This is a genomic window from Nonomuraea sp. JJY05, assembly GCF_043496855.1.
In the GTDB taxonomy this organism is placed as follows: domain Bacteria; phylum Actinomycetota; class Actinomycetes; order Streptosporangiales; family Streptosporangiaceae; genus Nonomuraea.
The window spans coordinates 1-12,490 of the sequence record NZ_JBIEIS010000049.1 but is presented as its reverse complement, the minus strand read 5'-3'; the positions used below and the strand labels follow the sequence as shown (position 1 = coordinate 12,490).

Sequence of the window (12,490 nt, the reverse complement as noted above, 5' to 3'; positions counted from 1 at the left end):
CTTCGCGTCTGCGTCAGGCCGCAGCCCGATGACGATGGCGGCCCCTCGCCCTACTGACCACCGAGGTGATCGCGCTCGCCTTCATGTTGCGTGGTCTGCTCATCAACGCTGTTGGGAGCTTCGTCGTCGGAGAAGTACGAGCCGTTGTCGTCCGTCCAGAGGATCACCGGCTGTCCCTCCCGGTCGAGCGTCATGGCCAGGCCATCGCCAGGCCCGTTGCGCATGCCGGTCACCGCGGTACGCGAGCAATGGCCATCCGCGCAGGACCTGGCGTGAGTCGCCGGCCGGAATCGTCAGAAACGGTAGTGCGCGACCGTGGTGCCCAGCCTGGAGAAGGCCGCGCTGAGCGCCGACAGGCGGGTCCACAGGCGCAGGGCCGTCGGGAACTGGTCGACCTCGGGCTCCCGGGTGAGCAGGATGTGCCGGATCAGGGTCAGTCGCGGGTTCCACCGTACGGGGTCGAGGCGGTCGAAGCCGGGGGACTTGAAGAGGGGGACCAGGAATTGGCTGCCGGAGTAGTGTTTCGCGGCCCAGACGGTGAATCGGGTGTAGACGTTGAACGCTATCTCCCCGCTGGGGAAGTGGCTGGTGAGACGGTCCAGCAGAGTGATTATCTCTTCCTGGGAGAGGAAGGGCAGCACGCCGTCGGCGACGATCACGGCGGGGCGGTCGGCGGGGAGCGCCTCCAGCCAGCCGGGCTCGGTCAGGTCCGCGCCGATCGTGTGCGTGTGCGGCCGATCGGGGATGACCCGGTGCCGGGCGTCCACGATTTCTGGGAAGTCGACGTCGTACCAGTCCGCTGTGGGTGGAGGGTCGATGCGGAGGGCTCGGGTGTCGAGGCCAGCTCCCAGGTCGATGCCGATCGCGTCGGGGTGGCGGGCGATGAACTGCTGCGCAATCTCGTCCAGTTTCTTGGCGCGCTGGGCGACGTCGATGGCCGAGGCCGCGCTCCAGCGGAGTTTGCGGTGGTCGTAGCCGGTCTTGTGGATGATCTCGTAGGCCATGCGGTCTCCGAGTATGGGGCTTGGCAGGCGGCTGTCGAGTGCTCGGCCACACAGCGTCACCCACAGGGTTTCCTGCAGCGGGGTCAGGGTAGGAAGGGTCACTCCCATGATGTCCTCCAGTCTCAGGTGGTGGGCATGTCGCGTCGGGTAAGGCCGGCCAGGCCGGCCGCGACGAGGGCCGCCGCGACGACGGTCATGACGATCAGTGGCGTGGGCGTCATGACCCCGCCGGGGAGTTTCGGTACGTGCTCGAAGACCGACAGGTTGATGACCCATCGGTCGAGCTGCAACTCCCCGCCGACCCAGCCGAACAGCATGCTCACCATGGCCACCGCGAAGGTGCCGGCGACCAGCCGGGGCAGCAGCCCGAACAGCGCGAACGCGATCCCGGTGAACACCCACACCACAGGGAGCTGCACGAGTGCGGCGGTCAGGAGGCGGGGCAGCTCACGGGCGATGTCGCCGGTGTTGAGGCCGTGCGTCAGGCCGGCGGCCGCCCCGAAGGCCACCACCCCGAGCGCAGGACCGAGCAGCGCGAAGGCGACGTGGCTGCCCGCCCAGTGCAGCCGGTTGACCGGCGTGGCCAGCAAGGGCTCGGCCCGACCGTCGCGCTCTTCGTTCCTGAGCAGCAGCGCGGACTGGATCGCGAAGCAGGCGCTGACCAGGCCGAGCATGGTCATCATGGGAGCGAGGAACTGGTCGACGAGCGTGCCAGGACCGCCGAGCCGGGCAAGTACCTCTCGCGCCACGGCACCGCTGTTGTCCATCAGCGCGCCGAGGCTCGCCGACATCGCGCCGATCACCAACCCGACCAGCGTGAGCCCCGCGATCCTGCTGATCAGCGGGCCGCGGTGCAGCCGCCAGGCCAGCGCCAGCGGGCTGCTCAGGTGGGGTCCGGCCGCGGCCGGGCCCAGGCGGGCCTGGAACATGCCGACGCCGAGGTCGCGCCGCTCCGACAGCGCCACGGCCAGCACGATCAACGCCAGCATGGCGCCGGCCGCGAGCGCGAGCACCCACCAGCGTTCGCCGCTGTAGGGCCGCAGCGCCTCCACCCAGCCGAGCGGGGTCAGCCAGGACACCCACGCGGGCCCGTCACCGGACTGCGTGGCGACGTCGCCGACGCCGCGCAGCAGGATCGCGGCGCCGAGCGTGCTGATTCCGATGGCGCGCGCGCCGCCCGCGCCCGTCGTGAGCTGCGCCGTCACCGCGCCGATCGCGCCGAACACGCAGCCGGCCACCGTGAACCCGAGCCCCAGCGCCAGGGAACCGGCGGCGGGCAGGCCCTGGCCGATCAGCGCCACCGCCGAGGCTATGCCCAGGACGAGGGCGGCCCCGCAGGTGACGATCAGGGTGGCGGCCAGGTCGGCGTGCCGGGACACCGCGGTGGCCCCGACCAGTTCGCGCCGCCCTGCCTCCTCTTCCGTACGCGTGTGCCGGATGACCGTGAGCAGCGCGAACAGCGCGACCATGAACGTGACGAATCCCGACCGCCAGGCGACGAGCTCGCCAAGGCTGGAGCCGTTCAGCACGCCGTAGGCGATGGTGAAGGCCCTGGTGTGGACGCTGGTCTCGTAGTAGTGCTGGCGGGCCTCGGCCGTGGGGTACGCGCCGGTGAACGCGCCGACGAACACCACCGGGATCATGCAGATGAAGGCCACCCACAGCGGCAGCAGCACACGATCGCGCCGCAGCACCAAGCGGACCAGCTTTCCCGTGCCGGCGAACGCGTTCATCGTCCCGCCTCCGCGTGCCGGCCCTTGACGTTCACGGTCGCGCGGTCGTAGTGCCGCAGGAACAGTTCCTCCAGCGTCGGAGGCCGGCTGACCAGGCTGCGCACGCCGGCCTGGGTGAGGTGGCGAAGTGCGAGGTCCAGCGCGGCGGTGTCGACGCTGAAGCGTACCCGGCCGCCGTCGGCACGCAGGCCGTGCACGCCCGGCAGGCCGGCCAGCCCGTCCGGTGGGGCGGCCAGCTCGGCGTCGATGGAGGTGCGGGTGAGGTGCCGCAGCTCAGCCATGGTGCCGGTCTCGACGGTACGGCCGTCGCGGATGATCGTGATCCGGTCGCAAAGCGCCTCGACCTCGGAGAGGATGTGGCTGGACAGCAGCACCGTACGGTCACCCGCGCGCCGCACCTCCTGGATCGTCTGCCGGAATACCTCCTCCATCAGCGGGTCCAGGCCGGAGGTGGGTTCGTCGAGGATGAGCAGCTCGGCGTCGGAGGCCAGCGCGGCGACCAGGGCGACCTTCTGCCGGTTGCCTTTGGAGTAGGTGCGGCCCTTCTTGCGCGGGTCGAGGTCGAAGCGTTCGATCAGCTCGTCCCGGCGCCGCCGGTCGAGGCCGCCGCGCAGCCGGCCGAGCAGGTCGATGGCCTCGCCACCGGACAGGCCGGGCCACAGGGTGACGTCGCCGGGCACGTACGCCAGGCGGCGGTGCAGCTCAGCGGGCTGTGTCCAGGGGTCGCCGCCGAGCAGCCGGGCGGTACCCGCGTCGGGGCGCATCAGGCCCAGCAGGATCCGGATCGTGGTGCTCTTGCCCGCGCCGTTGGGCCCGAGGAAGCCGTGCACCTCGCCAGTCTGCACGACGAGGTCGAGGCCGTTCAGTGCCCGTGCCGGGCCGAACGACTTGACCAATCCAGCCATGCAGATGGCATCGGTCTCAGTCATCATGGGTGTCCTTGTGTGGTGATGAGGAGAGAGCTAGAGATCGTCTCCCCGCTGGGCCCCCCAGGCGGCCTGGGCGGCTTTGAGCATGGTGTCGTCGGCGTACAAGCCGTGGGTGTAGATCTCGAGCATGGGCAGCCCGATGCGCCGCAGCACGTCGGGGCCCATCCGCTCGAAGCCGAGCGCGCGAGTCAGGGGCGGCGCCATGGTCAGCGTGGCCAGGCTCACCAGCACGGTGAGCACGGCCAACGCCCGCACGTCGGAGGACTGGCGCATCGAGCCGCTGGCGATCCCGTCCCGGAAGAGCTGCTCGGTCTCCTCCACCAGCGTGTTGACGAACGTGGTGGCCGCAGAGGAGTCCTCCTCGATCGCGCGCACCATGTACTGCACATGGAGGCGGTACTCCTCCGAGTCCGACAGATATTCCTGGGACAGATCCCGCACGCCGACCAGGTCGGCCACGGTCCGGGCCCTCCTCACCAGGATCTGCAGGACGTGCTCGTCGCAGACGCTCCGCAGGTTGTCCTTGCTGCCGAAGTGCCGGATGACCAGGGCGGCGCTCACCCCCGCGGTGGCCGCGATGGCGCGCAGGTTCGTCTTCTGGAAGCCGTCGCGGGCGAAGTGCGCGATGGCGGCGTTACGGATCTTGGCCTGGGCGGTCAGATCCGCCGACGTGGCTGAACACACGTTTACTATAGTAAACACGTGTTCAGCACCGTGGCAACCGGGGTCAGAACGTGGTGAGGATGATCTTTCCGTGGACATCCCGTCGTTCCAGAGCGCGGTGCGCCTCGGCGGCCTCGGAGAGTGGGAAGCAGGCCCCGATCCGTGGCCGGATGTGACACCCCAGTGCGAGCTCGAAGAGGTGCGTGAGTAATGCCTGGTGCTGGGACGGGTCCGTGGCGATCTCCCGGGGCAGCGTGCAGAGGGCCGTGCGCTTGCCAGGCAGCAGGTTCAGCATTCTGTTGCGCAGCGCGCCGCGGACAGTGTCGGCCAGCACGTGTCCTGGCCGGCCCATGAAGGCGTAACTGACCAGCACACCGCCCGGCGCCAGGAGACGATGGTTGGCGCGCATGCTGGCGCCTCCGAGGTGGTCGTAGACGATCCGGACGCCTTCGGGGTGCTTGGCGCGTACGACCTGGGCGACGTCCTGGCGGCGGTAGTCGATGGGCACGATGTCGTAGTCGCGCAGCCGGTGCAGGCTACGCTCGGAGGCGGTGCCGTACATGACTAGGCCCCGGTGAGCGCCGAGTTGGCACAGCGCGTCGCCCACGCCGCCGGTCGCGCCGTGGCGGATCCAGAGCCAATCGCCGAGCTGAACATACGCAGACGGGACCGACTCGGCGGAATCCTCCACGAATACTCACATGCCGCTTGAGCTGCATGGATGTAGTTTTCGGCAGGCGCACTGCCCGCGGCCATCCCAGCTACAGATTGATCAACTTAAAGCAGCGGCTTTGGTGCCCCAAGCCCAGTCCGACGGCGAACCGAGTCCTCTCAGGTTGACGGTGAAGCGGGGAATGCGTGGTCAGTGACTGAGGCGCTTCGGGGCCTCCGCGTCACGCAGGTGAGCTTCCCTCATTCCCCGGTCACTTGACCTGCGGTCCCCCAGTCGGATACGAGCCCTAGCTACCACGCCTTCCAGCGCACACAGTGTGTGTGGAGGTGGGGCACATGCCGAAGACTCGTGTGCAGGTGAGTAGGCGCTGCGGCTGTATCGACCCAGGAACGGGACGCCAGCGAGGCGGGACGTGTCCGCGCCTGCCGGCGGACGACGCTCACGGCAGCTGGTACTTCGTGGTACAGGTACGCAGCCTGGACGGGCAGCGACAGCGCGTCCGCCAAGGCGGTTACGACGACCCCGAGGAAGCACAGGCGGCAGGCCGTGCCCTGGCCGCTGCCGACCGCGACGGCGCGGGGGCCGGATGCACGCTCGAACAGTGGCTGGCACGCTGGCTGGCCAGCAAGGACGCCCTGCGTCCGTCGACCCGGCAAGGCTACGCCACGCACATCCGCCTCTACCTCATCCCGCAGTTGGGACGGATACTGCTCCACCAACTCGGCTCGCGCGATGTCAACGAACTGCTCGCGACGCTCGCATCCCGTCTCTCGCCGACCGGTCGCCGATTGTCACCCGCTACCGTGGTGCGGATCCACGCCACCTTGCGGACCGCGCTGAACGCGGCGGTCCGTGCCCGGCTGATCCCGGTCAACCCGGCCAACGGCGCCGAACTCCCCCATCCCCGGCGACCGCATCCAGTCGTCTGGACCGCCGGACGGACCGCCCGGTGGCAGCAAACAGCAGAACGTCCGGCGGTGGCGGTCTGGACCGAACAACAGCTCGCGACCTTCCTGACCGGCGTCGCGCAAGACCGCCTGTACGCCGCCTGGTGGCTGGCCGCGCTACGCGGCCTGCGCCGGGGCGAGCTGGCCGGGCTGCGCTGGACGGACGTCGACCTGCAGGCGGCGGAGTTGACAGTGGCGCAGCAGCGGGTGCACGCCGACGGCCAGGTCGTGATCGGGCCGCCGAAGAGCGCCGCCAGTTACCGGGTGGTGGCCCTGGACGCGGAGACCGTACGGGTGCTCACCCGGCACCGCGAGCGGCAACAGGAGCTGAGTGCGAGGGCGGGCATACGCTGGCGGGACTCGGGATACGTGTTCACCACCGCAGACGGCGAGCCGCTGCGACCGGACTACCTCACCGGCCGGTTCCGCCGGCTGGTGGCCGCCTCCGGACAACCGCCGATCCGGCTGCACGATCTGCGGCACGGCGCCGCCACCCTGGCGCTGGCCGCGCACACCGACCTGAAGGTGGTGCAGGCCATGCTGGGGCACGCCAGCATCGTGCTGACCGCCGACACCTACGTCTCGGTGCTGCCGGAGGTGGCCCACCAAGCCGCCCGGGAAACGGCCCGGCTGGTGCTCAGCGCCGCGTCCGAGCTGGGGCGGCAGCTCGGCGTCTGACTCAGCTTTGCCTCACATTTGCCCCATGCCGCCACCGGCCGCGCCCGCGGCTGGAGTTTCCGCAGTGGAGAAGCGCGCCCTGCAGGATTCGAACCTGCGACCGTCGGATTAGAAGTTGGGTGACGGTTCGTGCCTCCTTAGCGTACTTCGCGTGTCAGGCGGTGCCGGGTCCTGACGGCGTGTGACGGGGCGTACGAGCACGCACCGAGCACGGCCGACACCCTATTCGGCCATTGCATCGTGGCCCCGCTGATTGAATTCCACACACCAGAGCACGCCGACCTATGTAGAGATGACGGCCGCTGCGCTCGGCGCGTGCTCCATACCAAATTTCGAGGCTGGGCCGCCGCGAGTACTCGCCGACCGACGTGCCAGTGGTTGGCTGGGTTTTGGCGGCTGAGACCGACGATCTGCCTATCGCTGATGGTGCAGTGGACCCCGCAGCTGAACAGCGCCACACCGAAAGTTCTCCATCAAGCCGGCTCCTCGGCTTCGGTCATCTCTGCCGCACCTATGCGAACTTTTCACTCCTTGCGCTCCCTGCTCAGGGATGCGAGTCGCGGGTGAGCCATACGAGCGGCGAAAGACGCGGCCAGCCACACTGGTTCGGTGTCAGGCGCCGCCCACCGGCACTCTGGCCCGGCTGTCACTGGTGAGGATCGCGATCATTCCCGCGTCCAGGCCTTGACGAGGCCGGCCGCCTCTCGGCTGACCGGCATGAGCGCGGAAGACACGCACACCCTCTGCGCACGACTGGCCGTCGCATTCACGCTCAGATGTGGATTCAGCCGCCCGGTAGATCGTCCGGTTTGAGTTCGTCATAAGTCGCTACTTGATCCTCAGAGGGTGGCTGGATGTTCACCTTGAGGCCCCACCTGAACAACCGAATATCCTCGATGGTGAGAAATCGCTCGTCGCTCTCCATGCCCGGAGCGATGACCGGGTTGTCGTGCGAGCTTCGGCATCGGCGTACGAGCTGGTCCGTGCCAAGCCAAAGTTGCCATGTCACCGGGATCTCGGCGTACTTGCCGGTCGGTTTGATATCGAGTGAGATCCTAAAATCGGGGTTCACCTTGTAGATCTCGCCCAGAGTGATTCGACCCTGGTAGAGAGTGGTACGAACCTCGTCGTACGTCCCTGCCGGACGCTTTACTGTGGCGGTCGCCAGAACGGCCTTCAGCGTGGCCGGATGGCTCAGCTCGATCGGTCCGCACCGCACTGCGAGATCGCTCGGCGCGGGCTGCAGGAGCCAGCTCTTTCCTGCGGGCAGATCCTCTTCGAGCGGGTAGTCCCGCGTGTACCAGCGGTCCGGGAAGCGGACGACCCGCATCTTCGGGCTGGTTCCGCGCTCGCGAAAGACCACGTCGGTCGCTACAACTTGCCCCTTGCCGAATTCCACGATGCCATCGGATCGATCAACCATCATGCCCTTCTTCGAGTGGGGCTTCCAGCTGTGCAGTTGCGAGATCCTCACACCCTGACCGTCCACGAGCTGACGCTTGAGCGCGGTGACCGGATCGATTCGCGCTTCCGTGCTCGGCTCAACCCCGGAGGCCATGGTTGATGCCGCCGATAGAGCTGCTATTCCAGCTATCCATGGCCTGATCATGGTCGTCTCCTCCTAATACCACCAGTCCGGGAGGCACAGCACAGCCTCACTCCATCTCAGCCAAGTACTGATGAATGCGCGGCAGCCGCCACTGCGCCTCTTCAAGATCGTCCCAGGGCTCACCTTTGGGATTGAACGACCCGAAGACATCGATGCCCTTAGCCTCGAGGGCCTCCCAGAGAGATCTCGCGTCTTTTTTGGCTACTTGCACGTAAGCGTCGATCGCGACATAGCCTAGCATCTCGAATTCGGGATATAGCTCGTTCGAGAACGTACCCCCCGACCGTCGATACTGGATGAGGTCTCGGACTTCGTCAAGATCAATCAGGTTATCGGGATTCGCCACGACGGACTCGAAGGCCTCCCTACCTAGACCGATAAGCCACCTCGCGAAATACACGAAGCTCTCTTCCGAGGGAATCCAGAACAAACGCCCGGCTGCGTGAATAAGGTTCCAGGTCTCGGCTCGCTGAAGAGTCAGAAACATCCACGAGTGGAAGTCGATGATTTCTTCTGGCGAAGTTTCAACCAATCGGCATTGCAGCCAATGCACCCGCTCAGCCTTCGTCCCTTTGCTGATCGACGAATTTATCAGAGCCCAAAAGTCATCTTCACTCATGCCGAGATACTACTACACCCCCGGCTAGCATGCCGAGCCGGAATTACCGCGGAGGTTTGGCAAGTTCCTTCCAGCTGCTACCTCTACCCAGAAGTCCATTCCCGCCCTTCCGCCACCTAAGGGTTAAGATGTCGCCCGCTTCCGGCGCAAGACCTATACCCATACCGTCAAGCCAGTCAAAGCCTACTGTCCGATTAGGCCGGAGGTCTTTATTGTCCTTCGCATATCGCTGCTTATTCCACGCATCTCCAATCCTCCACCCTTCATAATTATATCCAGCATCGAAGATGATGTCTTCAATTCCTTTTCTAATAGAGACATCTTGTACGCGGAAGAGGACCAGCATCTGGCATTCACGGCAATTCACATAATCTTTATCGGTTTTTCTCTTATTGAAATCATGGGTCTCCCCCACCTTGACTAGCTTGTAATCCTTGATGATGAGGTATACGCCACCGTGCGTCGACCCTTTACTGCCTCCGATTCCCTCCTCGCCACTCCATTTAAGTATGAGGGTGGCAGGAACCCCGATGTTCACCATGAACACCTTTGCCACCAGCTCCTGCCCGGCCCGACGAGTGTCTTTCACACATTTGGCATTCGGCTGGCTGCACCAAGTTTTCTGCAGATGCGATTCGGTTTTGTCCAGCCACGACCAAGGCGAAACCCCCATACAATCTGCCATAAGGCAGATCTTTCCTTTTCCGTACTGGTCCATAATGTGTCCGTACGCTTCTCCCTTGGAGGAGAACGTGATGCGATGCCCGTTCCACCAGAGTACGTAATCGGGCAAATGATCAGGATCTCCTGCACCAGGAAGGACGAGGTCGGAACCGGCTGGATGTGCCTTTCTGTACTCCTTCCACAATTCTTGTATGATGCCGGCGGGAATGCCGTCGTAAGCCATCTTGATGACACCTGCGCGTACTCCCTTTGGCGCGTCCCACAATCCCTTGGGGACTTCCATGCCGTTGGGTAGCACGTTCTGCGTCTTCATCTGCTCTATGGTCATGACGATGACGAAGCCGCTGGTGATGATCTGGCCTGAGCTGATGCAGGCGATGCATTTCTCGACTGCGCCTCCGCCTCCGCAGGCTCCGAGGGAGTAGCCGATGCAGCCGCCGCTGCCGCTGCTGCTTCCACCACCGCCAACCACGATGCCGTGCTGCGCGTAGATGTTGGAGGCGGTCTGGTAGTCAACGCCTGAGCTGTAGGAGTTCCCGGGACCGGCAATGGAGCCGTTGTCGATGACGGTGGCGTGGCCGGTGGGGTCGGTGCCGGTCAGGGGGGAGGCGTTGGCGTATGTGTAGCGGTTGGCCTGCACGGAGGGGTTAGGAGTAAGTGTGGCAGTGTCGCGGCTGGTGAAAGTACCGGTACCGGGCTGGTACCAGCGGGCGTGCATGTTCACCTTGCCCGTGTCCACGTCGGTGTACTCGCCCTGGTAGCCGAGGTTCGTCTTGACGCCGGTCTGGGCGGTGACGGTGCCGAATGGGTCGTAGGCGGCCGAGGATTGCAGACTGGTGGTGAAGGTGGCTATCAGGTCGCCGTGCAGGTCGCTCAGCGCTGCTGCGGCTGTGCCCGTGCCTTCCTTGAGGCCGAGCAGGCCACCGCCAGGATCGCGGGCGTATTTGGCTTGGACGGCGCCGCCGCTGTCAGTGATGGCGGCCAGGTCGTTGCCGAGCCCACTGTAGGCGAAGGTGTTCTTGGCGGTGCCGCGGATCCGGCTGGTCATCCGGTCCAGGGCGTCGTAGGAGTAGAGGCTGTCGCCGTCGGCGATCAGACGATCGAAGGCATCGAACGTGTACTGCGTGGTGGCACCCGCCTTGGTACTGGTGGCCAAGGTGCCGCGCGCCGTGTAGGTGTAGTCGGTGCCGTCGCCGCTGGTCAGACGGTTGCGCTCGTCGTAGGTGAACGTCTTTCCGCCTGCCTTGGTGCGGTTGCCTGCGGCGTCCCACTCGTAACTGGTGACCGCTCCGCCGGGTGCGGTCCAGGAGGTCAGCCGGCCGGCGTGGTCGTAGCCGTAGGTGCTGGTACCCGCCCCAGCGGTACCGACGGTGGTCTTGCTGGTGAGGTTGTCATCCTTGTCCCACCCATAGGCGACCTTCGCCAACTGCGTACCAGAGCCGTTCTTCAGCGTCTGCCCGGTCAGCCGGTTCATGTCGTCATAGTCGAAGCTCAGCGTGCTGGCCGTACCGGTGGCGGTGACGGTCTTCAACCGGCTCGCCGGGTCGTAGCCGTAGGTGAGGGTGCGGCTGGTAACTGGGTCGGTGGCGGTCTTGAGGCGGTTGGCGGCGTCGTAGGTGAAGATGGCAGTGCCGGCCGCGTCGATCCGCTGGGTGGGGTTGCCCAGCGCATCGTAGGCGAAGGCAGTCTCTTGGGCGGTGCCGCGCGACACCTTTAACGGCAAACCACGATCGTTGAAGTCCACCGTCAGGTCACCGGCGGTAGTGCTGCGACCGGCCAGGTCATAGCCGAACGTGCGCTCGGCCGTGGCGGCGCCGCCACCTGCGCCGCTCTCCTTGGTGAGACGGCCCAGGCGGTCGAAGGTGCGGTCGATGCGCACCCCGCCCGGCTGGATGGTGGCCTTCGGGTTTCCGGCCTCGTCGTAGACGTGGGTCCAGGTGCGGTCGGCCGCATCCGGGTGCGCCGTTGTGGAGGGCTCGGTCACCGTTTCAACCAAACCGAGGCTGTTGTAGCCGGTCCACGAAGCGTTGCCGCGCCCGTCAGTGAACCGGGTACGAGCGCCTGCGGCGTCATAACCGAAACTCGTCGTGATCGACTCGCTCGCCGACACCGGCTCGATAAGCGAGGTCAGGCGACTCAGCGCGTCGAAGGTCTGCCGGGTGATATGGCCTTCGGGAGAGGTCGAACTGATCTGATTCCCCGCCAGGTCGTAGCCCATGTTGTAGGTGCGTAGCACCGCACCGGAGGAGTTCAGATCCTTGACCACCGTCTTCCGGCCCGCCAGGTCATACTCGGCGACCGTGGCGTTGCCGTTAGCATCGGTCGTCTTCACCAGACGGCCCGCCAAGTCATAGTCCATGGCCGCCTTGTTGGTCAGGGGATCGGTAACCGTGAGAGCCTCCCCGGCCGCGTTGAGCGTGTAGCTGGTAACCCTGCTGCCTGGGGCGGTCTGCTTCACCAGCCGGCCAGCGTCGTCGTATTCCATCGCGGTGGTGTAGGCGGCGCTGGCGGGCTTGCGCTCGATCTGGGTGACGGTGATCTGCCGGCCCAGGTCGTCATAGGTGGCCTGGCTGCGGGCACCGGTCGGATCGACGGTGGCCAGCGTCTCCCCCGCCAGGTCATACTCGCTCACCCACATACCCGCGGCCTGCCCATCAGGAGCAGGATCGGTAACCCGGACCTGACGGCCGAGCTGGTCATACTCATAGGAGGTGACATAGCCACGCGGATCGGTGGTGGACTTACGGTGCCCCGCCGCGTCGTAGGAGTACCGAACAACCGGCGTGATCAAGCTGCCACCCGGCGGCGTGTACGCGGGCGCACTAGCACCAACGCCGTTCAGTTAGGGCTGGGGTAGCAGCGTCAAGGGCTGGCCGGGATCATGTTGATGCTGATGGTGGCTTTGTAGGTGGTCCGGTCGATGGCGGGTCCGCGGGCGTTGTATTTGGAGA

Annotated in this window: 10 protein-coding genes; 1 reads left to right on the top strand and 9 read right to left on the bottom strand. The window is 66.0% G+C overall.

What is annotated here, in order from left to right:
• Positions 1 to 50: 50 nt before the first annotated feature.
• The 6 genes from ACFKCF_RS49970 to ACFKCF_RS49945 are packed head-to-tail and all read right to left on the bottom strand — an operon-like array spanning position 51 to position 5,020.
• The gene (locus ACFKCF_RS49970; RefSeq protein ID WP_394502894.1) at positions 51 to 233 is read right to left on the bottom strand and encodes a hypothetical protein; all 183 of its coding nucleotides are present in this window, start codon (positions 231 to 233) and stop codon (positions 51 to 53) included.
• Positions 234 to 293: 60 nt separating this feature from the next.
• Positions 294 to 1,112, bottom strand: a complete 819-nt coding sequence (locus ACFKCF_RS49965; protein WP_394502893.1) for a class I SAM-dependent methyltransferase — start codon at positions 1,110 to 1,112, stop codon at positions 294 to 296.
• A gap of 14 nt (positions 1,113 to 1,126) precedes the next feature.
• Positions 1,127 to 2,737, bottom strand: a complete 1,611-nt coding sequence (locus ACFKCF_RS49960; protein WP_394502891.1) for an ABC transporter permease — start codon at positions 2,735 to 2,737, stop codon at positions 1,127 to 1,129.
• Complete coding sequence (locus ACFKCF_RS49955) at positions 2,734 to 3,666, bottom strand: ATP-binding cassette domain-containing protein (protein WP_394502889.1); 933 nt, start codon at positions 3,664 to 3,666, stop codon at positions 2,734 to 2,736. The genes ACFKCF_RS49960 and ACFKCF_RS49955 overlap by 4 nt, the downstream gene beginning before the upstream one ends.
• A gap of 33 nt (positions 3,667 to 3,699) precedes the next feature.
• Complete coding sequence (locus tag ACFKCF_RS49950; RefSeq protein ID WP_394502887.1) at positions 3,700 to 4,350, bottom strand: TetR family transcriptional regulator; 651 nt, start codon at positions 4,348 to 4,350, stop codon at positions 3,700 to 3,702.
• Positions 4,351 to 4,393: 43 nt separating this feature from the next.
• Positions 4,394 to 5,020, bottom strand: coding sequence for a zinc-binding dehydrogenase (locus ACFKCF_RS49945; protein WP_394502886.1), 627 nt, complete (start codon positions 5,018 to 5,020; stop codon positions 4,394 to 4,396).
• A 440-nt stretch (positions 5,021 to 5,460) separates the two neighbouring features.
• Between ACFKCF_RS49945 and ACFKCF_RS49940 the strand changes: the two genes are divergently transcribed.
• Positions 5,461 to 6,627 carry a tyrosine-type recombinase/integrase gene (locus tag ACFKCF_RS49940; RefSeq protein WP_394502884.1) on the top strand — a complete coding sequence of 389 codons (1,167 nt, stop codon included), beginning with the start codon at positions 5,461 to 5,463 and terminating at the stop codon, positions 6,625 to 6,627.
• Positions 6,628 to 7,411: 784 nt separating this feature from the next.
• Here the strand turns inward: ACFKCF_RS49940 and ACFKCF_RS49935 are convergent.
• The 3 genes from ACFKCF_RS49935 to ACFKCF_RS49925 are packed head-to-tail and all read right to left on the bottom strand — an operon-like array spanning position 7,412 to position 12,330.
• Positions 7,412 to 8,236: a hypothetical protein gene (locus ACFKCF_RS49935; RefSeq protein ID WP_394502882.1), complete on the bottom strand. Its 825-nt coding sequence runs from the start codon at positions 8,234 to 8,236 to the stop codon at positions 7,412 to 7,414.
• Between the two features lie 46 nt (positions 8,237 to 8,282).
• The gene (locus ACFKCF_RS49930; protein ID WP_394502880.1) at positions 8,283 to 8,855 is read right to left on the bottom strand and encodes a DUF4240 domain-containing protein; all 573 of its coding nucleotides are present in this window, start codon (positions 8,853 to 8,855) and stop codon (positions 8,283 to 8,285) included.
• A gap of 43 nt (positions 8,856 to 8,898) precedes the next feature.
• Positions 8,899 to 12,330, bottom strand: a complete 3,432-nt coding sequence (locus ACFKCF_RS49925) for an RHS repeat domain-containing protein (RefSeq protein WP_394502879.1) — start codon at positions 12,328 to 12,330, stop codon at positions 8,899 to 8,901.
• Between the last annotated feature and the right edge of the window lie 160 nt (positions 12,331 to 12,490).